The 24,382-nt window shown below is 64.4% G+C and carries 19 protein-coding genes; 8 read left to right on the top strand and 11 right to left on the bottom strand.

Going from position 1 to position 24,382, the window contains the following annotated elements; all coding sequences use genetic code 11:
* Positions 1-55 precede the first annotated feature (55 nt).
* Positions 56-394, top strand: a complete 339-nt coding sequence (locus tag AC1Q80_RS12145; RefSeq protein WP_173420689.1) for a PAAR domain-containing protein — start codon at positions 56-58, stop codon at positions 392-394.
* A gap of 51 nt (positions 395-445) precedes the next feature.
* On the opposite strand, the gene AC1Q80_RS12140 is transcribed toward AC1Q80_RS12145, so the two are convergent.
* From AC1Q80_RS12140 to bcoG, 9 genes are all read right to left on the bottom strand, one after another.
* Positions 446-2,071 carry an ABC transporter ATP-binding protein gene (locus AC1Q80_RS12140; RefSeq protein WP_173421058.1) on the bottom strand — a complete coding sequence of 542 codons (1,626 nt, stop codon included), beginning with the start codon at positions 2,069-2,071 and terminating at the stop codon, positions 446-448.
* A gap of 19 nt (positions 2,072-2,090) precedes the next feature.
* Entirely contained in the window at positions 2,091-2,918 is an 828-nt protein-coding gene (locus tag AC1Q80_RS12135; RefSeq protein ID WP_173420688.1) for an ABC transporter permease, read from the bottom strand.
* Positions 2,915-4,030, bottom strand: a complete 1,116-nt coding sequence (locus AC1Q80_RS12130) for an ABC transporter permease (RefSeq protein ID WP_209790654.1) — start codon at positions 4,028-4,030, stop codon at positions 2,915-2,917. Before AC1Q80_RS12130 ends, AC1Q80_RS12135 begins: the two co-directional genes overlap by 4 nt.
* Positions 4,030-5,619 carry an ABC transporter substrate-binding protein gene (locus AC1Q80_RS12125; RefSeq protein ID WP_173420686.1) on the bottom strand — a complete coding sequence of 530 codons (1,590 nt, stop codon included), beginning with the start codon at positions 5,617-5,619 and terminating at the stop codon, positions 4,030-4,032. The genes AC1Q80_RS12130 and AC1Q80_RS12125 overlap by 1 nt, the downstream gene beginning before the upstream one ends.
* 339 nt (positions 5,620-5,958) lie before the next feature.
* Complete coding sequence (locus tag AC1Q80_RS12120) at positions 5,959-6,741, bottom strand: carnitinyl-CoA dehydratase (protein WP_173420685.1); 783 nt, start codon at positions 6,739-6,741, stop codon at positions 5,959-5,961.
* A 4-nt stretch (positions 6,742-6,745) separates the two neighbouring features.
* Entirely contained in the window at positions 6,746-8,815 is a 2,070-nt protein-coding gene (locus AC1Q80_RS12115) for an acetate--CoA ligase family protein (RefSeq protein WP_492360577.1), read from the bottom strand.
* Positions 8,816-9,082: 267 nt separating this feature from the next.
* A complete protein-coding gene (locus AC1Q80_RS12110) occupies positions 9,083-10,243 on the bottom strand; it encodes an acyl-CoA dehydrogenase family protein (protein WP_173420683.1) in 1,161 nt (386 codons plus the stop codon).
* Positions 10,244-10,527: 284 nt separating this feature from the next.
* Positions 10,528-12,018, bottom strand: a complete 1,491-nt coding sequence (locus tag AC1Q80_RS12105; RefSeq protein ID WP_492360576.1) for a carnitine 3-dehydrogenase — start codon at positions 12,016-12,018, stop codon at positions 10,528-10,530.
* Between the two features lie 156 nt (positions 12,019-12,174).
* Complete coding sequence (gene bcoG, locus AC1Q80_RS12100) at positions 12,175-13,077, bottom strand: 3-dehydrocarnitine:acetyl-CoA trimethylamine transferase BcoG (protein ID WP_492360575.1); 903 nt, start codon at positions 13,075-13,077, stop codon at positions 12,175-12,177.
* A gap of 108 nt (positions 13,078-13,185) precedes the next feature.
* Here bcoG and AC1Q80_RS12095 point away from each other — a divergent pair, with 108 nt between their 5' ends.
* Positions 13,186-14,157, top strand: coding sequence for a GlxA family transcriptional regulator (locus AC1Q80_RS12095; protein WP_173420680.1), 972 nt, complete (start codon positions 13,186-13,188; stop codon positions 14,155-14,157).
* 226 nt (positions 14,158-14,383) lie between these two features.
* Here the strand turns inward: AC1Q80_RS12095 and AC1Q80_RS12090 are convergent, their stop codons facing one another.
* Positions 14,384-15,562: a LysR family transcriptional regulator gene (locus tag AC1Q80_RS12090; RefSeq protein ID WP_492360574.1), complete on the bottom strand. Its 1,179-nt coding sequence runs from the start codon at positions 15,560-15,562 to the stop codon at positions 14,384-14,386.
* A gap of 210 nt (positions 15,563-15,772) precedes the next feature.
* Here AC1Q80_RS12090 and AC1Q80_RS12085 point away from each other — a divergent pair, with 210 nt between their 5' ends.
* The 6 genes from AC1Q80_RS12085 to ertB all read left to right on the top strand — a co-directional run bounded on the left by AC1Q80_RS12085 (position 15,773) and on the right by ertB (position 23,376).
* A complete protein-coding gene (locus tag AC1Q80_RS12085; RefSeq protein WP_173420678.1) occupies positions 15,773-17,311 on the top strand; it encodes an aromatic amino acid lyase in 1,539 nt (512 codons plus the stop codon).
* A gap of 42 nt (positions 17,312-17,353) precedes the next feature.
* The gene (ertD, locus tag AC1Q80_RS12080; protein ID WP_492360573.1) at positions 17,354-18,733 is read left to right on the top strand and encodes a hydantoin-5-propionate amidohydrolase; all 1,380 of its coding nucleotides are present in this window, start codon (positions 17,354-17,356) and stop codon (positions 18,731-18,733) included.
* A complete protein-coding gene (locus AC1Q80_RS12075) occupies positions 18,730-20,001 on the top strand; it encodes a Zn-dependent hydrolase (protein ID WP_173420676.1) in 1,272 nt (423 codons plus the stop codon). Before ertD ends, AC1Q80_RS12075 begins: the two co-directional genes overlap by 4 nt.
* A gap of 1 nt (position 20,002) precedes the next feature.
* Positions 20,003-21,097: a thiohydantoin desulfurase gene (gene ertC, locus AC1Q80_RS12070; RefSeq protein ID WP_492360572.1), complete on the top strand. Its 1,095-nt coding sequence runs from the start codon at positions 20,003-20,005 to the stop codon at positions 21,095-21,097.
* 16 nt (positions 21,098-21,113) lie between these two features.
* Positions 21,114-21,443: a TfoX/Sxy family protein gene (locus AC1Q80_RS12065; RefSeq protein ID WP_492360571.1), complete on the top strand. Its 330-nt coding sequence runs from the start codon at positions 21,114-21,116 to the stop codon at positions 21,441-21,443.
* 274 nt (positions 21,444-21,717) lie between these two features.
* The gene (ertB, locus tag AC1Q80_RS12060; RefSeq protein WP_492360570.1) at positions 21,718-23,376 is read left to right on the top strand and encodes a thiourocanate hydratase; all 1,659 of its coding nucleotides are present in this window, start codon (positions 21,718-21,720) and stop codon (positions 23,374-23,376) included.
* Between the two features lie 242 nt (positions 23,377-23,618).
* Here ertB and AC1Q80_RS12055 read toward each other — a convergent pair whose 3' ends face one another.
* Positions 23,619-24,380 (bottom strand): SDR family NAD(P)-dependent oxidoreductase, encoded by a 762-nt coding sequence (locus AC1Q80_RS12055; protein ID WP_492360569.1) that lies wholly within the window; start codon positions 24,378-24,380, stop codon positions 23,619-23,621.
* Between the last annotated feature and the right edge of the window lie 2 nt (positions 24,381-24,382).

Below are 24,382 nucleotides of genomic sequence, written 5' to 3'. Positions count from 1 at the left end.
CGTTGCCGTCCTAGATTGCGCCAGGAGCAAGTGACCGTATCGTTGAGGGAAGCCGATGAAATCTGCTGTTGTCGGGTCAGGATTTCTGTTCGTGGTCTCGGCCATGCCGTCGGAGGCGCAAGACGCGCGCCCACCGATCCCGGCCTGCGCGCTTTCGGGCTCCACCAGTGTCATGATCGGCGGCCAACCGGCGCTCAGGCTTTCCGACGTCGCCAACTGCCCGCCAGAGCTTTACGAGGTGGTGCCGAGCATCATGATCGAGGGGCAGCCGGTGGTGCATTTTCGCTCCGGCAGTGGTGCTGCGGGAGATTGCACCGCCAAGGGAGAACCGACGGTGACATTCGAAGGCCAGGCGGCGCAGCGGCTGGGCGATGTCGCCTGCAAGGCGAAATGATCGCTGCTTTCTCCCCTCCCGGTGAGCCGGGAGAGGAGACCGTGTCGGTCCTCAGTTGCCGGCGCTTTCCATGCGCCGCGTCTTCAGCACCCGTTCCAGCCAGCCGATTTCCATCTCGGGCACGGATTTCAGCAAGAGGTCGGTATAGTCGTCGAAGGGTGGCGCCAGCACTTTCGACTTCGGCCCGAACCGCACAAGCTTGCCGCGATGCATCACGGCGACGCTGTCGGCAATCGCCCTGACGATGGCGATATCGTGGGTGATAAAGACATAGGAAACAGCGGTTTCCTCCTGCAGCTTCAGAAGCAGATTCAGAATGCCTTCGGCCACCAGCGGATCGAGCGCCGAGGTCGGTTCGTCGCAGAGGATCAGTTCCGGCTCTGCGGCAAGCGCTCGTGCAATGGCGACACGCTGCTTCTGTCCGCCGGAAAGCTCGGCCGGATAACGATCGAGGAAACGCGTTCCCATCTCGATCTGGTCGAGCAGTTCCTTGACCCGCGCCGTCTTCTTGGCGCCGTGCATGCCGAAGTAGAAGGAGAGCGGCCTGCCGACGATGTCGCGCACTGTCTGGCGCGGATTCATCGCCGTATCGGCCATCTGGTAGATCATCTGGATCCGGCGCAGCTCGTCATTGCTGCGGCCCTTCAGCGCCCGCGGCAGTTCCTTGCCTTCGAAGGTGATGCGGCCCTCGGTCGGCGGTAGCAGGCCAGTGATCACGCGCGCCAGCGTCGACTTGCCCGAACCGCTTTCGCCGACGATCGCCAGCGTCTGGCCCTTAGGCAGATGCATGGACACGTCATGCAGCACCTTGAAGCCGTTGGCATAGCCGGCGCTGATATGCTCGATCTTCAGCTGCGTGCCGGTCTGATCAGGCGCCTCGTCGCGCTTGGTCTGGCGCACGCTGACGAGGGCGCGCGTATAGTCTTCCTTTGGTGCCTCGATGATCTGCTGGGTCGTGCCATATTCCACTGTCTTGCCGTGGCGCAGCACCATGATGTCGTCGGAGATCTGGGCGACGACCGCGAGATCGTGGGTGATGTAGAGGGCTGCGGTGTGCGTTTCCTCGATCGCGTGCTTGATCGCCGCCAGCACGTCGATCTGGGTGGTGACGTCGAGCGCCGTCGTCGGTTCGTCGAAGACGATCAGCTCCGGATTGGGGCAGAGTGCCATCGCGGTCATCGCCCGCTGCAACTGGCCGCCCGAGACCTGATGAGGGTAACGGTCGCCGAAGGTCTCCGGGTTCGGCAGGCCGAGCACCCGGAAGAGATAGAGTGCGCGCTTCTTCGCCTCTTCGCGGTTCATGATGCCGTGGCGAAGCGACGCCTCGATCACCTGGTCGCCGAGCCGGTGCGCCGGGTTGAAGGCGGCGGCTGCCGATTGGGCGACGTAGCAGACACGCGCGCCGCGGATCGAGCGGATGCCGTTCTTGTCGAGCGTCAGGATATCCTTGCCATCGAGCAGCGCCTGGCCGCCGGTGATGCGCACGCCGCCGCGGCCATAGGCGAGCGCCGACAGGCCGATGGTCGATTTGCCGGCACCGGATTCGCCGATCAGGCCGAGCACCTTTCCCTTCTCAAGGTCGAAGGACACACCTTCGACAAGCGTCACGGTTTTCGGCGGTTCGCCCGGTGGATAGCTGGTTGCTTCGATCTTCAGGTTTCTGACCGAAAGAAGCATGTTCTTTGCAGATGAAGACTCAGGCATCGCCGCGTCCTCCCTTGAGGCTGGAGGTTCGCTTCATCAGCCAATCGACCACGAGGTTGACGCAGATCGCCAGCGTCGCGATCGCCGCACCCGGGATGAGGGCTGCGGAGATGCCGAAGATGATGCCGTCCTTGTTGTCCTTGACCATGCCACCCCAGTCGGCTGCAGGCGGCTGGATGCCGAGGCCGAGGAAGGAGAGGGTGGAGAGAAACAGGATGGAAAAGGCAAAGCGCAGGCCGAACTCGGCCAAGAGCGGTGACAACGTGTTGGGCAGGATCTCGCGGAAGATGATCCACGTGCTGCCTTCGCCGCGCAGCCGCGCCGCCTCGACGAACTCCATGACGGCGACATCGAGTGCGACGGCCCGGCCGATACGGAAGACGCGGGTGCTATCGAGCACCGCCATGACCAGGATCAGGATCCAGAGATGCTGCGGCAGCACCGCCAGTACGACGAGGGCGAAGATCAGCGTCGGGATCGCCATCATCAGATCGTTGAAGCGGGAAAAGAACTGGTCGACGAAGCCGCCCATGACAGCCGCCGTGAACGACAGGATCATGCCGAGCGAAAAGGACAGCACGGTTGCCGCCAAAGCCACGAATATGGTGGTGCGGGCGCCATAGATCAGACGCGACAGCAGGTCGCGACCGAGATTGTCGGTGCCGAGCAGGAAGTCGCCGCCGGCGGGAAGCCAGACGTCGCCGACGACTTCGCGTTCGCCGAACGGGGCGATAACAGGCGCAAACAGCGCGCAGAAGATCGCGATCGTTATGCCGGCAATGCCGATCCAGGCGCTCAGAGGGATGGATCTCAGGTTCATCGCGGGTGCCTCAGTCTCGGATTGGCGAGAATGGCGATAATGTCCGCCGCCATGTTGAGGAAGATGTAGAAGGCCGCAAAGATCAGGCCGCAGGCCTGAACCACCGGCATGTCACGCACGGTCACCGCATCCACCATGTACTGCCCCATGCCGGGATAGACGAACACAACCTCGACCACGACAACTCCGACGACGAGATAGGCGAGATTGAGGGCGATGACGTTGATGACGGGCGCCACGGCATTGGGAGCGGCGTGGCGGGCGATGATACGGAACATGCCGAGGCCCTTGAGCTCGGCCGTCTCGACATAGGCCGACGACATGACGTTGAGGATCGCGGCCCTGGTCATGCGCATCATGTGGGCGAGAACGACGAGCACGAGGGTTGCGACCGGCAGCGCGATCGCGGAGAGGCGCTCGGTGAAGCTCATGCTGTCATAGACCGTCGCCGGGAAGGTGGCGACGCCGAATTTGACGGCGAAAAACATGATCAGAAGATAACCGACGAAGAACTCGGGCAGCGAGATGGCCGCAAGCGAGACGACGTTGATGATCTTGTCGGGCAGCCGGTTTCGGAACTGCACCGCCAGCATGCCGAGGCCGACGGCAAGCGGTACGGAGACGATTGCGGCGAAGAAGGCGAGGAACAGCGAATTGCCGAGCCGCTTACCGATCTGTTCGCCGACCGAATTCTTGCTGGCCCAGGACGTGCCGAAGTCACCCTGCACGGCACCACCGAGCCAGGAGAGATATCGCTCGCTCCAAGGCTTGTCGAGGCCGAGGTCCTTGCGAATGTTTTCGACGGCCTGCGGCGTTGCCGACTGGCCGAGATAGGTGGTGGCGAAATCGCCCGGAAGCGCCTCGATGCCGCCGAAAATCATCAGCGACACGGCAAAAAGCAGCCCGACGCTCAAGCCGAGGCGCTGCAGGATCAGCGCCGCGAGCGGGCGGCGAAAGGTGAAGCGCCGCCAGAAGGTGCCGTCGATTTCACCCTTGGCATCGGCGGGGTTGGGTTTTGCTGGTACACCGGAAAGAGCGGCAGACCGCGGATGTGTTCCATCCGCGGTCCCATCCGTCGGAACCGGACCAGTGAGCGGTCCGCTTTCCATCATCAGGCGTCGAGCCAGACGCGGGTGGCGACGTAGCCGTTCGACATGTCGTTGCCGATATCGTGGACGAAGCCCTTCACCTGCTTGGTGGAGGCGTTCACGAAGTCGTTGAACATCGGCAGGATCAGGCCGCCTTCGTCGCGCACCATCATCGCCATGGTGCGATACATGTCCTTGCGCTTGGCCTCATCCAGTTCGGCGCGGGCCTCGAGCAGGATCTTGTCGAAGTCGGGCCTGAGGAAGCGGGTGTCGTTCCAGTCGGCGGTCGACAGATAGGCCGTCGAATACATCTGATCCTGGGTCGGGCGACCGCCCCAGTAGGATGTCGAGAAGGGCTGGACGTTCCAGACGTTGGTCCAGTAGCCGTCGCCCGGTTCGCGCTTGACCTCGATCTCGATGCCGGCCTTCTTGGCGCTTTCCTGGTAGAGAACGGCCGCGTCGACCGCGCCCGGGAAGGCGACGTCGGAGGTGCGCAGCAGCACCGGGCCGCTGTGGCCGGACTTCTTGTAGTGGAAGGCCGCCTTGTCGGGGTCGTAGGCGCGCTGCTCGATGCCTTCGGGGAAGAGGGCATAGGTGTCGTTGATCGGGAAGTCGTTGCCGACCTTGCCGTAACCGCCGAGGATGCGCTGGACCATGGTTTCGCGGTCCATCGAATATTTCAGCGCCATGCGCAGGTCATTGTTGTCGAACGGCGCGGTGTTGGCGTGCATGATGAAGACGTAGTGGCCGCGGCCGGACGTATTCAAGATTTCGACGGTCGGCGCCTTCTTCAGGAGGTTGACGGTTTTCGGGTCCACGCGGTTGATGAAGTGGACCTGACCGGAGGACAGGGCCGCGATGCGGGCCGTGGCGTCGTTCATCGCGATCAGTTCGACCGAATCGACGAAGCCGCGATCGGTGCGCCAGTCGTCGGCATTGCGCTCGAACGTGGCGCGCACGCCGGCTTCGAAGCTTGCGACCTTGTAGGGGCCGGTGCCGATCATGGCGTCGGGAGCGTCGAGACCGCCGTTCGGCTGGATGATCAGGTGGTAATCGGTCAGGAGCAGCGGCAGGTCGGCATTGCCTTCCGTCAGGGTCAAGACCAGCTTGTCGCCGTCCGCCTTGATTTCCTTGATCGACTTCATCACGCCAAGCGCGCCGGACTCCGACTTTTCGTCGGTGTGGCGCTGCAGTGTCTTGATGACGTCGTCGATCGTCAGCTCCTTGCCGTCGTGAAACTTCACGCCCTTGCGGATGGCGAAGGTCCAGGTCGAGGCGTCGGCTGACGGTTCCCAGGATTCGGCAAGCGCCGGCACCGGCGCGCCTGTGGTCGGATGGCTTTCGACGAGCATGTCGCCCCAGTTGCGGCCGACAACGAACATGAATTGCGAGAGTGCCTTGGCCGGGTCCTTGCTGTCGGTTGCGGCAGCGCCTTCGAGGCCAAGCTTCAGATGGCCGCCGCGCTTGGGCTCCTGGGCCTCCGCGCTCGTGGCAAACAGCGTGCCGGCGGTCGATGCGAGGATGCCGGCTGCAGCCGCGCGTCCGAGAAATTCACGCCGGTTCATCTTGCCGAGCATGACCTGTCGTGTGAGGTAATCCTTGTAATCGCTCATTCCCCTGTTCCCTTCTTTGTCGGCATTCGCCGTTCGTTGTGGTTGGTAGAGATTGCTGCGTACCGCCACCTTGCGGATGGCTTTCGGATCGGCCGTTCGGGCCATTTTTCATCTTCGATTGCCTGTTGTCTCCTTTCCCGGGCGGACGCTTTTGGCTTCAGATCGATAAGCCTAATCGCTTGGATGAACCTTGTAACGTCCTAAATTATCATTTATTTCCATAAGCATGACTTATGCATGACCTTCGGCGGCGCGCGAGTATGCCCCCGCGCGTTCCATGCCGTCGTTTGGCCGGATTACCGGCACGTTTTTCAGTCCTGCGTCGCCGCACGCAGCGTGTCAGCGCCCCTTCCAGACCGGGTCGCGCTTTTCGGCAAAGGCCTTTGCGCCCTCCAGCTGGTCCTCGCTCGAATAGAGAATGTCGACGGTCTTGAACTGCCGGCGGGTGATCTTGTTCATCGTCGTCTGGAAGGTCTCGCCCTCGGCAGCGCGCACCACTTCCTTGATCGCGGCATAGACGAGCGGTGGGCCGCTTTCGAGCAGCCGTGCCAGCTCCCAGGCGCGTGCCATCAGCTTATCCGCGGGCAGGATCTCGTTGACGAAGCCCCAGCGGTTTGCCTCGACGACATCGAGCCAGCGGCCGGTCAGGAGCATGTCCATGGCGATGTGATAGGGGATGCGCTTCGGCAGCTTGATGGAGGCGGCGTCGGCAACGGTGCCCGAGCGGATTTCCGGCAGCGCGAAGGTCGCATGCTCTGCCGCCAGGATCAGGTCGGTGGAGAGCGCAATCTCGAGACCGCCACCGCAGCAGATGCCGTTGACGGCGGCGATGACCGGCTTGTTGAGGTCGCGCAGCTCCTGCAGGCCACCGAAGCCGCCGATGCCGTAATCGCCATCGACCGCATCGCCGGCGGCAGCCGCCTTCAGGTCCCATCCCGGACAGAAGAATTTTTCGCCGGCGCCGGTGATGATGGCGACGCGTAAGCTGTCGTCGTCCCGGAAGTCGGCGAAGATTTCGCCCATGACCCGGCTGGTCTTCAGGTCGATGGCATTCGCCTTCGGCCGGTCGATCGTCACTTCCAGAATGCCGCCTTCGCGGCGTGTCAGGATCGGTCCGGTCATGGCGTCAGTTCCTCCGGCGTATCAGGGCGTCGGCGGCGATGGCTCCATGGCCTTCCGGTAACACCATCAAAGGATTGATATCGAGTTCTTCGAGCATTGAAGCGTTTGAAACGACATAGGATGCTGCAGCGGCGACAGCGTCGGCAAGGGCGGCAAAATCCCCCTTCGGTCCACCGCGATAGCCGTCGAGAAGCTTGCGGATCTTCAGGCCGTCGATCGCCTCGCGGATGAGATCCGGCGTCGTCGGCAGCGTCAGGATGGCGGAATCATCCAGCAGTTCCACGAGGATGCCGCCGGCACCGATGGTCAGCACCGGGCCGGCCACCGGATCGCGCATCGCGCCGATGATCAGTTCGGCCACCGGCTTTGCCACCATCTTCTCGACGAGATAGCCCGACGCCACAGAAGCCATGGCTTCCGCCGCCGCAAGCACCTCCTCGCGGGTTGCCAGATTGAGCTTGACCGCGCCCGCCTCGGTCTTGTGGGCAACGCCCAGACCCTTGAGAACGACCGGAAAGCCGAGGCTTTCGGCAGCATTGGCAGCATCCTGCGGCGTCGATGCAGTTCTGCCTGCCGGGATGCTCAAGCCCGAGGCGGAAAGCTCCGTCTTGGCGTCATGCTCGCTGAGCGTGATCGACGCTCCGCCACCGCCGGAAACACCGCCATTGAGGAGCTTCGGCGGTGCTGGCTTTGCCCAGGCCGCGCCGATGCCGGCCGCGGTTTCGACCGCCGCCAAAGCCTCGTCGATGCCGAAGAAGGGGATGACGCCGGCGGCCATCAGCGACAGCGCCGTCTGTTCCGGCATGTTTTCGCCAAGGCTTGCGACGATGCCGGCGCGGGCGCCGGTTGCCGTCGCCGCGTCGATCACCGAGTCGCAGGTCGTCACCCAGTCGGCCGCGTCGCAGCGGTCCTGGCGGGGAAAGTCGAGCACGATCAGGTTCAGCGCATAGCCGCCCTTCATCATGGCGCTGAAGGCCGTCGTCTGCTTCTCGCGATTGCCCCAGACGAAGGTGTGGTAGTCGAGCGGGTTGGCGATCGTGACCATCTCGCCGAGCGCTTCCTTCAAGGGGCGGCGTTGCTCGTCTCGCAGCGCCCGGTAGTTCACCCGGTAGCGCACGCCGGCATCGGCCATCAGCGAGGCCTCGCCACCCGAGCAGCTCATCGAGGAGATCTCGTTGCTCTCGAGCGGGCCGGCCACATGCAGCAGCTTCAGCGTTTCGAGCAGCGCCGGCAGCGTGTCGACGCGGCCGATGCCGAGGCGGGCAAGCAGTGCCGACGAGACCCGGTCGTTGCCGGCAAGCGAGGCCGTGTGCGAGACGGTGGCAAGCTGGGCTGCCTCCGACTTGCCGACCTTCAGCGTCACCACCGGCTTGCCGAGTTCGCGGGCGCGCGCTGCTAACCGCTCGAGGCTGGCAATGCTGTCGAAGCCTTCGATATGCAGGCCGACGGCCGTGACGCGCGGGTCTTCGAGCACGGCGCAGGCAATGTCTGAGAGGCCCGTCTGCGCCTGGTTGCCGGCGGTCATCAGGTAGGCAAGCGGCAGGCCGCGCGTCTGCATCGAGATGTTGCAGGCGATGTTGGAGGATTGCGTCAGCACGGCGACGCCCCTGTCGACACGCTGCATGCCATGCTGGTCGGGCCAGAGCAGGGCGCCATCGAGCATGTTGATGAAGCCGTAGCAATTGGGGCCAACGATCGGCATGTCGCCGGCCGCCGCGACCAACGCCTCCTGCATGTCGTTGCCGTCGTCGAGTTCGCTTGCCGCCTCGCGGAAACCCGAGGCATAGCAGACAGCGCCGCCGGCACCGCGCGAAGCCAGCGCCGCAATGATATCGATGGTGAGCTGTCGGTTGACGCCGACGAAGGAGGCATCCGGGGCGCCGGGCAGTTCCGCCACCGAGCGGTAGCATTTGCGGCCGAGGATCCGGTCCTCTCTCGGATGCACCGGCCAGATATCGCCGGCAAAACCCATCTTGTCACATTGTTCGATGACCCGACGCGCCTCCTTGCCGCCGAAGACGGCGATGGATTTCGGTCGGATCAGACGGTCGAGGGAACGGGGAGCGTGGATCATGCCGCTTCGCACTCCCTCATGTCGATGGCCGCAGGAGCGCCTGGCGCCGGGTCGCTGGCCGTCTGACTGCTAGCCGCCAACGCCCTCATTCCTGTGCTTGTCAGAGGAATCCAGCCGGCTTGCGTCGGCAAGCCCGTAGGTGCGCTCTTTTTCACGGCGCCAACGCCGGTCCGGTTCTGGTCTTGCGCGGCACGGACGTGCCGCTGCTGGATTCCTGTGACGAGCACAGGAATGAGGAAGGGAGAGGACGCCTGCTCGATCATCCGATCACGCTCCCAGCGGCCTGAGCAGATCGCGGCTGATGATGTGGCGCTGGATTTCGGAGGTGCCGTCCCAGATGCGCTCGACGCGGGCGTCGCGCCAGAAACGGGCGAGCGGCAGGTCGTCCATCAGCCCCATGCCGCCGAAGATCTGGATCGCCTCGTCGGTGACGCGGGCGAGCATTTCGGTGGCGTAGACCTTGGCAGACGCGATCTCGCGGTTGGACGGCAGGCCCTGGTCGAGGCGCCAGGCGGCCGACAGCGTCAGGAGATCGGCGGCGTCGATCTCGGTGATCATGTCGGCGAGCTTGAAGGAGACGCCCTGGTTGGCGCCGATCGGCTTGCCGAACTGCTTGCGCTCGGCGGCATAGTTGAGCGCATAGTCGAAGGCGCGACGGGCGCGGCCGACCGACGTTGCCGCCACCGTCAGCCGGGTTGCGAACAGCCAGTCGTTGGCGACGTCGAAGCCCTTGTGCACCTCGCCGAGGATCTGGGCGGAGGGCAGGCGGCAGTCGTCAAAGGTCAGGACGCAATTGTTGTAGCCGCGGTGCGAGACGGAGTTGTAGCCCTTGCGGATCTCGAAGCCCGGCGTGCCGCGATCAACGAGGAAACAGGTGATCTTCTTCTTCGGGCCGCGCGGCGTGTCTTCCTCGCCGGTGGCGATGAAGACAATGACGAAGTCGGCGATGTCGGCATGACTGATGAAATGCTTGGTGCCGTTGACGATCCAGTCGTCGCCGTCCTGGCGGGCAAAACACTTCATGCCGCGCACGTCCGAGCCGGCATCCGGCTCGGTCATGGCGAGCGCGTCGAACTTGTCGCCCTTGACGGCCGGCAGCAGATATCTTTCGCGCTGCTCATCGTTGCAGGCCATCAGGATGCCCGAGGGGCGGCCGAAAAAGACGGTGAGGCCCATGGAGCCGCGGCCGAGTTCGCGCTCGACCAGCGTGAAAGACGTGTGATCAAGGCCGGCGCCGCCGACCTCTTCGGGGAAATTGCAGCCGAAGAAGCCGAGTTCCTTGCACTTGCGGGCAATGTCCTGGCCGAGTTCGCGCGGCACGATGCCGGTGCGCTCTACTTCGTCTTCATGTGGATAGATTTCGGTTTCGACAAAGCTCCTGACCGTGTCGACGATCATCTGCTGTTCTTCGGTCAGTGCGAAATTCATGTGTTCTCCCTCGCAATTCGTTTGGCGCGTTCTGCGGTCAATCTCCCCATCGACCGCAGGCGTGCTTATCCTGCCCCTCACCCTAACCCTCTCCCCGCAGGCGGGGAGAGGGGACGCCTCTCGCGCAGCTCATCGCTGCGGCCACCAGAACCGCTGCGACCTTTGAAGGAGCCAGCGGTTGCGGCAGATCCCTTCTCCCCGTCTACGGGGAGAAGGTCGCGGCAGCGGGATGAGGGGCTTGACCCTACGTTACCCGCGATCCCTCCGAAGGTGGAGGCCCAATCTCAGCGCTTCTGCCCGACAAACCGTCCGGCGCCTTCGGGTGTCGGCAAGCCGGCATGCGCCTCGGTGATCGCCTTCAGCTTGTCGAGGACCTTGGCAGGCGCTGCGACCGACTTGCCGGCCTTGCTGTCGACATGCAGCATCATCTGCTCGGCGGTCGCGACCGCTTCCTTCGTTTCGGCATTGTAGATCGTCGAGAACAGATGCAGGCGCTTTTCGTCCGAGGACAGGAGCTGGCAGGTCGAGTAGAGCGCGTCCCCAAGCTTGGCCTCGCCGAGATTACGGATATGGGTCTCGACCGTATAGTAGCTGTGGCCGTCGCGGACGTATTCGAGGTCGACGCCGATCAGGCGCAAGAGGCCATCAGAGGTGTCGCCGAAGACCTGGAGATAGCGGTGTTCGGTCATGTGGCCGTTGTAGTCGACCCAGGCAGCGCTGACCTTGGTGTCGAGAATGTGCAGCGGCTTGACGTCGCCGAGATCGGCATCAGGTTTCTTGGCGTTGGCCCAGAGCTTCGCCTCGAAATCGGCAAGCAGTTTGCCGGCCCCCCAGCCTTCCCCGCCATTGCCCGATTTCAGCGCATGCATGATGCCGACGAGGTTTTCGTCGCGGATGCGTTCGAGTTCGCGGATCGAGCGGCCGGCGGCCTGCGCGTCCGACTGGGCGCCGATCTTTTCCACCAGCGCATCGTCGAGGTCGACGACGTCGGTGAACTTGGTCCAGGGCCATTTGAGGCAGGGGCCGAACTGGGCGAGGAAGTGGCGCATGCCGGCTTCGCCGCCGGCGATGCGGTAGGTCTCGAACAGGCCCATCTGCGCCCAGCGCATGCCGAAGGAATAGCGCATGACGTTGTCGAGCGTCTCGGTATCGCAGATATCGTCCTGGATCAGCCACAGCGCCTCGCGCCACAGCGCTTCCAGCAGGCGGTCACCGACGAAGGCCTCGATCTCCTTGGCGATGACGACGCCCTTCATGCCGATCTGCTCGACGCCCTGCATGGCGCGCTCGATCGTCGCCTTCGAGGTCTTCTTGCCGCCGACGAGTTCGACCAACGGCAGCAGGTAGACGGGGTTATAGGGATGCGCCACGAACATGCGCTCGGGATGTTTCATCTCGGCTTGCAGATCAGACGGCAGCAGGCCCGAGGTCGACGAGCCGATCAGCGCGTCGGGCCGTGCCGCCGCGTCGATCTGCGTGATGACGCCGCGCTTCAGCTCCAGTCGCTCGGGCACGCTTTCCTGAATCCAATCAGCGTCCTTGACGGTTTCTTCGATGCTTTTGCAGAAGGTGAGTTTTCCCTTCGGCGGCAGCGGCGCCATGGTCAGCATGGCATAGGCGCGCTCGGCATTGGCCATGACTTCGCCGATGATGCGCTCGGCTTCCGGATGCGGATCGAAGATCTTCACGTCGATGCCGGCAAGGGCGAAGCGCGCCACCCAGGCGCCGCCGATAACACCGCCACCAACGCAGGCTGCATTCTTGATTTCAGTCATTCCTCACCTCGACTTGTAAAATGGCAAACTGCTCTTGACCTGACCCTGTCCCCGCTCCCGTGGAGAGGGGACTGTGCGCCTTCGGCGTTCTGGCTTCTCCCCGTCCTGCGGGGAGAAGGTGCCGGCAGGCGGATGAGGGGGCCTCGCTCGATTGGCTCAGCGCTTCGTCAGCTTCAGTTTCTTGCGGACTTCATCCGGCCCGATGATCCTGGCGCCCATGCCCTCGATGACGCCGACAGCCTTTTCGACGAGCTGGCCGTTGGTCGCGAGCTGGCCCTTGCCGATATAGAGGTTGTCTTCCAGGCCGACGCGAACGTTGCCGCCGGCAAGGACGGCTGCTGCCGGATAGGCAACCGCGTTGCGACCGATGGAGAAGGCCGAGAAGGTCCAGTTGGAAGGCACGTTGTTGACCATGGCCATGTAGGTGTTGAGATCGTCGGGCGCACCCCACGGAATGCCCATGCAGAGCTGGATCAGCACCGGATCCTCGATCAGGCCTTCCTCGGCGAGCTGCTTGGCGAACCAGAGATGGCCCGTATCGAAGGCCTCGATCTCGGGGCGAACGCCGAGCGCCGTCATCTGGCGGGCCATTTCGCGCAGCATCGACGGCGTGTTGGTCATGACATAGTCGCCGAGCGAGAAGTTCATGGTGCCGCAATCGAGCGTGCAGATCTCCGGCAGACATTCGGCCACATGGGCGACGCGCTCGGTGGCGCCGGCCATGTCTGTGAATTTCTCGTTGACGGGCAAGGGGCTCTCGACATTGCCGAACACCAGGTCTCCGCCCATGCCGGCCGTCAGGTTCAGCACGATGTCGATATCGGCGGAGCGAATGCGGTCGGTCACTTCCCTGTAGAGATCGAGCCTGCGGGAGGGTGCGCCGGTCTCCGGATCGCGAACGTGGCAGTGGATCACGGCGGCGCCGGCCTTGGCCGCCTCGACTGCCGCTTCGGCGATCTGTTTCGGCGTGATCGGAACGTGGCTGGACTTTGAAACGGTGTCTCCCGAGCCGGTGACGGCACAGGTGATGAATACCTCGCGGTTCATGCTGAGCGGCATTGCTGTCTCCCTTTTATTGCCCTCATTACGAGCCAAGAAAGACCGCGCTGCTTTTCATTATCGGTTCCATCCTATACATTATCGGCGGTAGGCTGGAGAAGTTTGGGCATGGATCAGAACGTTTCGCAGGTGCAGCACGTCGATATCCTGGTGCTGCCGGAGACCAATCTGATCCTGGTTGCCTCGGTTATCGAGCCGATGCGCGCCGCCAACCGCATCGCAGGGCGGCCGCTCTATGACTGGACGATCTACAGCCCTGACGGCGAGCCGATCGAGACAAAAAGCGGCATTCCTATTCCCGTCTCCGGCGCCTTCCGGCCGCAGCGCGAGACGGCGCCACTGTTCATTCTCTCAAGCTACAACTGGCAGAGGAGCGCCACCTCGCAGCTGAAGATGATGCTGTCGCAAACGGCCCGGCACCGTGAGATGATGGCGGGCATCGAGTCCGGCTCGTGGCTGCTGGCAGAAACCAGCTTGCTCGACAGTTCGAAGGCCACCACCCACTGGGAAGACTTCGAGGATTTTACCGCCAGCTATCCGCAGGTGACGATGGTGCCCGAACGCTTCGTCATCGACGGCAAGCGCATCACGACGGGAGGATCGCTGCCGACGCTCGACCTGATGCTGGAGCTGATCCGCCGGGCGCACGGCTACTCGCTGGCGCTCGAAGTGTCGCGACTGTTCATCTACGAGCAGGAGCGCACGCGCGGCGACCTCCTGCAGATGCCGGCAATCGGCAACATGCGCATTCTCGACCCCCGCGTCGGCACTGCCGTCAAGCTTATGGAAGAAACAGTGGAAGCGCCGCTGACACTCGCGCGTCTCGCCCGCCGCATCGGCGTCAGCGTCCGTCACCTGCAGGACCTGTTTCGCGACACAATGGGGGTGGGGCCGCACGAGCATTACCTGGCGCTGCGGCTCAACGCTGCACGTCGCAAGGTGATCGAGACGCGCATGGAATTTGCCGATATCGCCGCGATCTCCGGCTTCAACTCGTCGTCGTCCTTCTCGCGCAGCTATCGTGCCCATTATCGCGAAAGCCCGAGCGAGACGCGCAGGCGACTGAAGCTGAAGGGCTGAAAGCGCACTTCAAGTACTGATTCAGGGTACGAATTCGGGAGTCGTTTCAGGTGGTTGGCCGCGGATGATCAGGAATTGATTCCAAAGCCGTTGCTTCAGTCATTGGGCCTGCCTTCGTCGACGATGGGTTCTCCATCCCTCATTCCTGTGCTCGTCACAGGAATGAGGGATGGAGAACCCGAGTTCGCGAAATTTTGTGCTGAACCCTGCGTGACAGCGCACGCCGTCACGTCTGCGCGCTTGTTCGCATCATCGAAATCATCAGCTCGCCGACCTCACTGGAAAAGGCGCCACGCGGCCAGATCAGCGTCAGCGACTGGCGGTATTGGGGCCCGAGCCTGATCATCGCGGGTGGACGGTGGATACGCGACAGGGAGGTTTCCGGCAGCACCGAGAGATAGCCGTGATGCGTGACTAGGTTGATGATGACGGGAATGGAATCGACCTCGACCAACGTCACCCGGCGCCGCTCCGCATCGCTCAGCCTGTCTTCGAGAAAGCGCGTGACCTCGCGGCGCAGACCGCTGCGGGCGCTCGGCACGGCGATCGGGCAGGTGGCGAGCAGCCGCGGGAAATCGCCACCCATATCGGACAAGGCCGGCGCCGGGCCGGCAAGCACCAGCGGTGTCTCTGTGACGAGCCGGCCGTCGAAATCGGGGGGGATGCCGGCGATGTCGAGCAGGGCTGCGTCGAAGCGCCGGCTCTTGAGGCCGGCCAGAAGCTCATCGGCGGTGGTGCTGGAAATGAACAGCGACTGGCGCGGGCGGGAGCGGTGCCAGGTGGCCGTCAATGCCGCCAGCATGCGGGCGATCTCGCTTTCCGGCCCGAGCGGCATGACGGCGCCGAGGCGCCAGGTGGTGACGTCGCGCCGGAAGCGGTCGGCAGACGCGCGCGTCAACCGCGCCCAGATGTCGAGCAGGCGTTCGACGTCGGGAATGAGGTCGAGAGCGGTCTTCGTGCAGGCGATGCCGCCATGGGAGCGTTCGAACAGCCGGCATTGCAAATGGTGTTCGAGATCGGCGATTTGTCGCGTCAGTTGTGGCTGGCCTAGGCCGAGGACGCGGGCGGCAGCGCGGATGCTGCCGGCGCGAGCGATGCGCATGAACCGATCGAGCGCGACGAGGCCGACAGGCGGGATTGCCGCTGTCGGTTCGGTGTTGGCGGTGGCGAGCAGTGCCCGGATGGTGGTGCTCGCCGCCGCCACATCGGCTTGGCGCGAGCGGGCCTCGAGGGTGAGCGCCAGGAGGTTGCCATCGCGACGAAAGAGCGGGATCGAAACGGCCTGCTCGAAGCGGCGAACGGCGGCGCTGACACTCGAGGGTGCACGGTTGGTCGAGGCGGCAGCGCGCCGGATGCCGCCTTCGTTCATCACGGCCTCGACGAGCAGGATCGTGGCAATATCCATCGCAAAGGGTTCTCCGCCGGTAGCGCCACCCGAACCTCGTTCGGCTTTAGGCATCATCCGTTCCGGATTTGGGATATATCACGAGAGCGAACAAAACGCATAGCATGCCTGCAGGCAATCCCTCGTCCAACGGGGCGGGATAGGATCAAGTCTTTGCATCCACGCATCGTTTCGACGTCGGGGCGGCTCGCGTGGTAAGGTTCTCTAGGCATGCTGCAACAGGTCAAGTCCATCGTTCTCTGCGGGAAACCGCTCGACTTCGCGACGCTCGAGGAAATCGGCTCCGGGGCGGCGCGGCCTGTTGCGGACGAGGGCGGCATGGAGCGGGTCGCGGCTGCACATAAGGTGATTGCCGATCGCGTCGCGCTCGGCCTGCCGGTTTACGGCTCCAACACCGGCGTCGGCTCGATGAAGGACCGGCTGTGGACGGCGGACGATCTGGCCGAGTTCAACACTTCGCTGGTGCGCGCCCACCATTTCGGCACCGGCGAGTTCTTCACGGTGCCGATCGTGCGCAAGGCGATCGCCATCCGCTGCAACACCGCGATGCGCGGGCATACCGGCTGCAGCCCCGACCTGATCACCGCTTTCCTCGCCCTCATCGAACACGACATCATTCCGGCGGTGCGTCGCCACGGCTCGATGGGCTGCGCCGATATCGGCCTGATGGGGCAGATTGCCGCCGTGTTGACCGGGGTCGGCGAAGCCTATCATCGTGGCCGGCTGGTGCCGGCCGAAACAGCCCTTGCCGATGCCGGGCTTGAACCCCTGGTGATGCGGCCGCGCGATGCGCTGGCCGCCCTCAGCGTCAACGCAATCGCCTATTCGGCAGCAGCCGACGTGCTGCGCGAGGCGGCAGCGGCCATTCGCGTGTTGCTCGTCACCGGCGTCATGTCTTCCCAGGCACTCGGTGCCTCGGCCGATCCGTGGCGGGTGGCAGCGACGCTGTCGACGCGCGGCGAGGCGCTGGTCGGCTCCTGGCTCTATGGCCAGTCCGGCGTTGCCGACTGGCCGCTGCCGACGGCCATCCACGATCCCTTGAGCCTGCGCATGACCGCCCAGGTGTTCGGCGCCGTCGTCGATACACTGCTGGTCGCCGCCGGTCGGCTGGTCGAGGCGACCTATCTCTCCGACGACAATCCGGTGGTGCTCGGCGGTCAGGTGCATGCCTCGGGCGCGTCGCTGCCCCTGACGACGACGCTCTATGTCGAGACCGCGCAGATCGCCTTTTCGCATGTGGCGCGCAACGTGCTCAATCGCTGCATCCTCCTGTCGAACGGCGGGCGCCGCAACCTGTCGGTCAATCTGGTAGCACCGGGGGAAGTCGCGACTGGTCTCGGCCCGCTGATGAAGCTTGCCGTCGAACTCTACATGCGCGTGCAGTCGATGGCGGTACCGCTCTCTGCCCAGTCGATCGTCGTTGCCGGCGGGCTGGAAGAAGAGGCGACGTTCCTGCCTCTGATCGTCGAACGCATGGAAACCCAGGTGCGCGATCTCAGGCAACTGGCGGCGATCGAGGCGATCCTGTCGTCGCAGGCAATCGACCTCGTCGGCGACGCGCCGCAGGGGATCGTCAAGCTTGCGCATGAGCGCACCCGGTCGATCAGCCCGATGTACATCAAGGACAGGCCGCTTTCGAAGGAGATCGAGGCGCTACAGCAGGCCTTCACCTGCCATGACCTCTTGCGCACCTTCGTTGCCATGGCGCCGATGCCGGAGTTCGACGACTTCTTTGCGCTGAGCAAGTGACCGAGCACTGATCCAACCAGCCTGATCCGAGGGAAGAGCACGATGTCCGATTTCGATCTTGTCCTGAAAGGCACCGTGGTCCTTCCTCACCGGATCGTCGAGGGCGGACATGTGGCGGTGCGCGACGGCAAGGTCGTGCATGTCGGGCAGGGGGTGGCACCCGCGGCCCGCGAGCGCCACGATCTCGGGACGGCGATGATCCTGCCCGGCGCCGTCGATGCGCAGACGCATTCGTTGTCACAGAAGAACCAGGAGGATTTCGTCTGGTCGACACGGTCGGCTGCTGCCGGGGGCGTGACGACGATTGTCGACATGCCCTATGACGAGGGCAATCTCGTCTGCTCGGCCGAGGCGGTTGCCTACAAGGTGGAGCATGCGAGCCCGCAGGCGCGCGTCGACTTCGCACTCTACGGCACCGTCGATCCCGAGGAGGGACCGGCCCGCATCCTCGAAATGGTCGAGGCCGGTGTCGCCGCCTTCAAGTTCTCCACCTTCGGCACCGATCCCAAGCGCTTTCCGCGCATTCCGGCAGCCCTGCTCGAGAATTGCTTTCGCGCCATCGCGCCGACGGGACTTTCCGCAGGCGTGCACAATGAGGATGACGAGGCGGTGCGCGCTGCGATCGAGCGCGTGAGGGCCGCTGGCATTGCCGACTATCGCGCTCACGGCCTGTCGCGCCCGCCGCTGACGGAGCTGCTTGCCACCAACCAGATCTACGAGACCGGGGCTGCGACCGGATGCCCGGCGCATGTGGTGCACTGCTCGCTCGGCCGCGGCTACGAGATTGCCGCCGCCTACCGCGCCCAGGGCCATGCGGCGACGATCGAGTGCTGCATCCACTACCTGACGCTCGACGAGGAGAACGACGTTCGTCGCCTCGGCGGCAAGGCCAAGATCAATCCGCCGATACGGCCGCGTGCGGAGGTGGAAAAGCTCTGGCGACACGTGGCCGACGGCACGGTGACGATGGTCTCGACAGACCATGTCAGCTGGTCGGAGGATCGCAAGACCAACCCGGATATGCTCTCCAATGCCTCTGGTGTGCCCGGTCTCGAAGTGATGGTTCCGCTGTTTATCAAGGGCGCGCTGGAGCGCGGCATCCCGCTGACGCGGGCAGCCGAGTTGATGACGCTGAACCCGGCGCGGCACTTCCGGCTCGACCACCGCAAGGGCGCGCTCGAAGCCGGCAAGGATGCCGACATCATCGTCATGACGCCGGAGCCCTACACGTACGACGCGGCGACAAGCGGCAACAATGTCGTCGGCTGGTCGCCCTATAACGGCATCCAGCTGCCCTGGCGGGTGTCTGCCACCTATCTGCGCGGGGCGCTTGCCTTCGATGGGCGCACCGTCGTTGCCAAGCCCGGCACCGGCTTCTTCGTTCGCCCACTTCAGACCCTTGCCCTGCAGGAGGCCCGATGAGCACTAGCGTCAAGACCAACCTGCCGGTGGATGCGAGCCGGATCGCCGGTATCGTCAACGGGCTTGCGGGTATCACCGAACCGGACCGGCCCTATACCCGCCGCGCCTTCACGCCGCTGTTCCTCGAGGGCCGCGCCTTTCTCGATCGGCGCTTCCGGGCGGCGGGACTGGAGACGCGCATCGATGCGGCCGGCAATCTTATTGGTCGGCGCAAGGGGCGAAAGTCGGCGCTCGGCACGCTGATGCTGGGGTCGCACTCCGACACGGTGCCGGAAGGCGGCCGTTTCGACGGCATTGCCGGCGTCGCCGCCGCGCTTGAAGTGGCGCGCGCATTGACAGACGCCGGCATCGAACTCGACCACGATCTTGAGATCGTCGACTTCCTGGCGGAGGAAGTGTCGATCTTCGGCGTCTCCTGCGTCGGCAGCCGCGGCATGGCCGGCATCCTGCCGGATGGTTGGCTGAGCCGGATGCAGGGGGATCTCAGCCTGCGGCAGGGCATCGTCGAAGTCGGCGGTGATCCATCGCGGCTGTCAGCGCTGAAGCGCTCCGACATCAAGGCGTTTCTGGAGCTGCATATCGAACAGGGGCCGGTACTGGAGAAAGGGCGGCTCGATATCGGCGTCGTCACGGCCATCTCGGGCATCACCCGTATCGAGATCATCGTCGAGGGCCAGGCAGACCATGCCGGCACGACGCCGATGGGCCACCGGCGTGACGCGCTGGTTGCGGCCTCGCGGCTGGTGCTCGCGATCGAGGCGCTGGCGACAGAGTTTTCCAAGGGCGAGGGGCATTTCACCGCTACGGTCGGCGAGTTCTCGATCGAGCCGAACGCAGCCAATGTGGTGCCGTCGAAGGTGCGGTTGCTGATCGACGCCCGCGCCGAGTTGCGGCCGCAGATGGAACGGTTCCTCGCGGAGCTCGGGCCGCTTTGCCTCGATGTCGCCGGCGATGCCGGCGTGACGATCGCGCCTGCCAATGTGATTTCCGACAATCACCCGACGCCCGGCGATGCGCTGTTGCTGTCGACGCTGGAAGAAAGCTGCGACGGGATCGGTGCCCGGCACCGGCGCATGGCATCGGGCGCCGGACACGACACCGCCTGGATGGGCCGTATAACCCGCTCGGCGATGATCTTCATCCCGTGCCTCGGCGGGCGCTCGCATGCCCCCGAGGAGTGGGCCGAGAACGATGACATCGCGCTCGGCGCCGCCGTTCTTTTGGAAACGGTGAAGACGCTCGACAAGAGATTGCAGGAGAAGGTTTGAGATGGGCCGGATACTCAAGGAAAAGGATGTGGAGGCAGCGGTCAAGGGCGGCTCCGTCTATGCTGCCGGCGGTGGCGGCTGGGCCGATCATGGCCGCATGCTCGGCTATGCCGCGGTCTCGATCGGCAAGCCGGAGTTGGTGTCGATCGACGAACTGGATGCGAACGACTGGGTGGCGACGGCGGCGGCCATCGGCGCACCGGCATCGACCACGCCCTGGGAAATGCGCGGCGTGGACTATGTGAAGGCGGTGCAAATGCTGCAGGAGGCGCTGGGCGAAAAGCTCACCGGCCTGATCATCGGCCAGAACGGCAAGTCCTCGACGCTGAACGGCTGGCTGCCATCCGCAATTCTCGGCACCAAGGTGGTCGACGCGGTCGGCGACATCCGCGCGCATCCGACCGGCGACATGGGCTCGATCGGCCTTGCCGGCTCGCCCGAGCCGATGATCCAGACGGCGGTTGGCGGAAATCGCGACGAGAACCGCTATATCGAGCTGGTGGTGCGCGGCGCAACGGCCAGGGTGTCGCCGATCCTGCGCACGGCGTCGGACATGTCCGGCGGGTTCATCGCTTCCTGCCGCAATCCGGTGCGCGCCTCCTATGTCAGGGACAATGCGGCGCTCGGCGGTATCTCGTTGGCCCTGTCGCTCGGCGAGGCGATCATCGCGGCCGAGGCAAAGGGTGGTAGCGCCATAATCGATGCGATCGTCAAGACGACCAATGGCGCGCTGCTTGCCGAAGGTGTGATCACCGAAAAATCCGTGGTTTACACGAGGGAAGCCTTCGACATCGGCACGGTGACGCTGGGGAAGGGCTCTGACTCAACCGTATTGCACGTGATGAACGAATACATGGCGGTTGACTCTGCGGAAGGCACGCGGCTCGCCACCTTCCCTGACGTCATCACCACGCTGTCGCCGGAGGGCGAGCCCTTGAGTGTCGGTCAGTTGCAGGTCGGCATGGAAATCTTCGTGCTGCATGTGCCGAAGACCGTCATTCCGCTTGCCTCGAGCGTTCTCGATCCGACGGTTTATCCCTCGGTGGAGAAAGCCATGGGCATCGAGCTTGCCCGCTACGCGCTCGCTGGGCGGTAATCAAGGGAGCGCCGTCATGGCACGGGATGCGGGACTTGAGGAACTGATCAAGGACGAGCTCGCCGGTCGACCGGGGCTCTCGGAGAAGGCGATGTTCGGTGGCTGGGCGTTTCTGCTGAACGGCAACCTGCTCTGCGGTGCCCGCGAAGGCTCGATGCTGGTCAGGCTCGGCAAGGGCAATGACGGCTGGGCGCTGGTGCAACCCGATATCGAGCTGATGGTGATGAACGGGCGGGCGATGCATGGCTGGGTGCGGGCCGGGGCGGAGGCCTATGGCGACGACGCTTTGCGCAAGCGGCTGCTCGATGGCGCGATAGCGTTCGCGGAGACGTTGCCGCCGAAGTGAAAGCCGGTTGTCTGTTGTGCCAACGAGCGTTGGCGATTGGCCCCTCACCCTAGCCCTCTCCCCGCAGGCGGGGAGAGGGGACACCGCTGCGATCCATAAGATCGGTCGCGGCAGGCAATGAGCCGGTTACTCGTCCGATACGGGCGTGAAACGTTGCAATCTGTATGCTGCAGGTGCGGCGAGCACAACGCGATCCCCTCTCCCCGCTTGCGGGGAGAGGGCTAGGGTGAGGGGCAAACGCTCAATCCCCAAGACAACAAAGAGGAACGAGACGATGCCCAAGGCCAACCCCCGTCATCCTGACTTTCCCATCCCCGGCGGACCGGAGCTGCGCGCCAGGGGCTGGCGGCAGGAGGCGTTGCTGCGGCTGCTCGAAAACGTGCTCTCCGTCGGCGAGGATCCGGATAACCTCATCGTCTATGCCGCCCTCGGCAAGGCGGCGCGCAGCTGGCCGGCGCATCGCGCCATCGTCAAGGCACTCACCGAGATGGATGAGGACCAGACGCTGATCATCCAGTCGGGCAAGCCCGTGGGATTGCTCAAGACTCATGCCAAGGCGCCGCTCGTCATCATGGCCAACTGCAACATCGTCGGCCAGTGGGCGAAGGCCGAGGTGTTCTATGAATTGCAGCGCAAGGGTCTGATCTGCTGGGGCGGGCTGACGGCCGGCGCCTGGCAGTATATCGGCAGCCAGGGGGTGATCCAGGGCACCTACGAGATCTTCATGCGCATCGCCGAGCGCCGCTTCGGTGGCGACCTTGCCGGCCGCTTCGTGCTGACGGCAGGCCTCGGCGGCATGGGCGGGGCGCAGCCGCTTGCCGGCCGCATGGCCGGGGCTGCGATCCTCTGCGTCGACATCGATGCGGAGCGGGCGAAGAAACGCCGGGAGATCGGCTATCTCCAGGAGATCGCGCCGGATCTCGATACGGCACTGTTGATGATCGACGCGGCGGTGAAGGACAAGCGGGCGCTGTCCGTCGGCCTCGTCGGCAATGCCGCGGAAATCTATCCGGAGATCGCAAGGCGCGGCATCGTGCCCGATGTGGTGACCGACCAGACTTCCGCGCACGATCTCGTCTACGGCTACGTGCCGAAGGGCATGACGGTCGACCAGGTGAAATCGCTGCGCGACGACGGCCAGGGACAGTTGATGGCGGCAAGCCGGGCCTCGATCGTCGAGCACGTCAAGGCGATGCTCGACTTCCAGAGGCAAGGCGCCGAGGTCTTCGACAACGGCAACCTGATCCGCACACAGGCGCGCGAGGGTGGCGTCGCCAACGCTTTCGACATTCCGATCTTCACCGAGGCCTATCTGCGCCCGCTCTTTGCCCGGGCAATCGGCCCCTTCCGCTGGATGGCGCTGTCGGGCGAAGAGAGCGACATCGCCCGCATCGACGACCTGCTCCTCGACATGTTCCCGAACAACAAGATCGTCACCAACTGGATCAGGCTTGCGCGCCAGCATATCCCGTTCGAGGGCCTGCCGGCCCGCATCGCCTGGCTCGGCCATGGCGAGCGCACGGCGCTGGCCCGCCGCGTCAACGTGCTGGTGGCATCCGGCGAACTGAAAGGCCCGGTCGCCTTTTCGCGCGACCATCTCGATGCCGGCGCCATGGCGCATCCCAACATCATGACCGAGCGGATGAAGGACGGATCGGACGCGATCGCTGACTGGCCGTTGCTCGACGCCATGCTGCTCTGCTCGTCGATGGCCGATCTCGTTGTCGTGCATTCCGGCGGTGGCGGCTATGCCGGGTATATGACCAGCTGCGGCGTGACGGTGATTGCCGACGGCACAGTCGAGGCCGACGAGCGGCTCGACCATGCGCTCACCAACGATACGTCGCTCGGTGTCATCCGCTATGCCGATGCGGGGTACGAGGAGAGTTTCGAGGAGATTGCTGCAAAAGGCATCGGGCATGTGAAGGTGTGAGGGCCTTTGCTGCGCGCCGACCCTCATCCCTGTGCTCGTCACAGGGATCCAGCGGTGCCGCGTCGGCGGCGCCAGCGACTCGCTCGCCCCGTGTCCCGCAACAGTCATTCACGGCGCGGACGCGCCGTGGCTGGATCCCTGTGACGAGCACAGGAACGAGGAGGTGTGGGACCGCTGCGGGGCTACTAGGCACTCACCAACCTGAGGCGGCGGGATGTACTGCATCCCTGCACACCTGACCATCACACCACCGTCTCGCCGCCATCGACCACCAGGATCTGGCCGGTCATGTAGGACGAGCGATCCGAGACGAGAAAAAGGACCGACTCGGCGATCTCCTCGACGCTCGCCCAGCGGCCGAGCGGCACCTTTTCGCGGATATAGGCCTCGATCGCGCCGCGGCCGCCCATTTGCGCAATGAAGGGCTCGTTGAAGGGGGTATCGACCCAGCCGGGGCAGAGCGCGTTGACGCGGATGCCATGGCGGGCGTAATCGCCGGCCATCTGCTTGGTCATGGCGATAACGGCGTGTTTCGTCGTGGTGTAGGCGATCATCTCGCGGTCGTAGAGCACGCCTGACGATGACGAGGTGTTGACGATGACACCACGGCCGGCGGCCTTCATCGACGGCACGACCAGGCGGGCGGCCATGAAATGGGCGCGGACATTGAGGCTCCAGGAGCGGTCGAAGCCGGAGACCTCCACGTCTTCAAGGCTGCCCGCAACCTGTGCGCCGGCGTGGTTGTGCAGGATGTCGATGCGGCCGTGGCGATAGAGGACATCAGCGATGCCGTCGGCAAGTGCCGCGTCGTCGGTGACATCGAGGGTGACGGCCTCGGCCTTGCCGCCCATGGCGCGAATGGTGTCGACGGTCAGGCTGCCGGCCTCGACGCTGCGGTCGACGACGACGACGTGCGCGCCCTCGCGCGCCATGATGGCAGCGCCTGCCTGTCCAATCCCGGAGCCCGCTCCGGTCACGATCGCGACCCGGTCTTTCAGGATCATCT

The organism is Ensifer sp. GW823-FHT05D09, from assembly GCF_058795755.1.
The sequence above is the reverse complement of the archived record's forward strand: the minus strand, read 5'-3'. Positions and strand labels throughout refer to the sequence as shown.

Bases quoted from the DNA above. Each gene is read 5' to 3' on its own strand.
- AC1Q80_RS12145 (WP_173420689.1), top strand. From the start codon at position 56: ATGAAATCTGCTGTTGTCGGGTCAGGATTTCTGTTCGTGGTCTCGGCC.
- AC1Q80_RS12140 (WP_173421058.1), bottom strand. From the start codon at position 2,071: ATGCTTCTTTCGGTCAGAAACCTGAAGATCGAAGCAACCAGCTATCCA.
- AC1Q80_RS12135 (WP_173420688.1), bottom strand. From the start codon at position 2,918: ATGAACCTGAGATCCATCCCTCTGAGCGCCTGGATCGGCATTGCCGGC.
- AC1Q80_RS12130 (WP_209790654.1), bottom strand. From the start codon at position 4,030: ATGATGGAAAGCGGACCGCTCACTGGTCCGGTTCCGACGGATGGGACC.
- AC1Q80_RS12125 (WP_173420686.1), bottom strand. From the start codon at position 5,619: ATGAGCGATTACAAGGATTACCTCACACGACAGGTCATGCTCGGCAAG.
- AC1Q80_RS12120 (WP_173420685.1), bottom strand. From the start codon at position 6,741: ATGACCGGACCGATCCTGACACGCCGCGAAGGCGGCATTCTGGAAGTG.
- AC1Q80_RS12115 (WP_492360577.1), bottom strand. From the start codon at position 8,815: ATGATCCACGCTCCCCGTTCCCTCGACCGTCTGATCCGACCGAAATCC.
- AC1Q80_RS12110 (WP_173420683.1), bottom strand. From the start codon at position 10,243: ATGAATTTCGCACTGACCGAAGAACAGCAGATGATCGTCGACACGGTC.
- AC1Q80_RS12105 (WP_492360576.1), bottom strand. From the start codon at position 12,018: ATGACTGAAATCAAGAATGCAGCCTGCGTTGGTGGCGGTGTTATCGGC.
- bcoG (WP_492360575.1), bottom strand. From the start codon at position 13,077: ATGCCGCTCAGCATGAACCGCGAGGTATTCATCACCTGTGCCGTCACC.
- AC1Q80_RS12095 (WP_173420680.1), top strand. From the start codon at position 13,186: ATGGATCAGAACGTTTCGCAGGTGCAGCACGTCGATATCCTGGTGCTG.
- AC1Q80_RS12090 (WP_492360574.1), bottom strand. From the start codon at position 15,562: ATGGATATTGCCACGATCCTGCTCGTCGAGGCCGTGATGAACGAAGGC.
- AC1Q80_RS12085 (WP_173420678.1), top strand. From the start codon at position 15,773: ATGCTGCAACAGGTCAAGTCCATCGTTCTCTGCGGGAAACCGCTCGAC.
- ertD (WP_492360573.1), top strand. From the start codon at position 17,354: ATGTCCGATTTCGATCTTGTCCTGAAAGGCACCGTGGTCCTTCCTCAC.
- AC1Q80_RS12075 (WP_173420676.1), top strand. From the start codon at position 18,730: ATGAGCACTAGCGTCAAGACCAACCTGCCGGTGGATGCGAGCCGGATC.
- ertC (WP_492360572.1), top strand. From the start codon at position 20,003: ATGGGCCGGATACTCAAGGAAAAGGATGTGGAGGCAGCGGTCAAGGGC.
- AC1Q80_RS12065 (WP_492360571.1), top strand. From the start codon at position 21,114: ATGGCACGGGATGCGGGACTTGAGGAACTGATCAAGGACGAGCTCGCC.
- ertB (WP_492360570.1), top strand. From the start codon at position 21,718: ATGCCCAAGGCCAACCCCCGTCATCCTGACTTTCCCATCCCCGGCGGA.
- AC1Q80_RS12055 (WP_492360569.1), bottom strand. From the start codon at position 24,380: ATGATCCTGAAAGACCGGGTCGCGATCGTGACCGGAGCGGGCTCCGGG.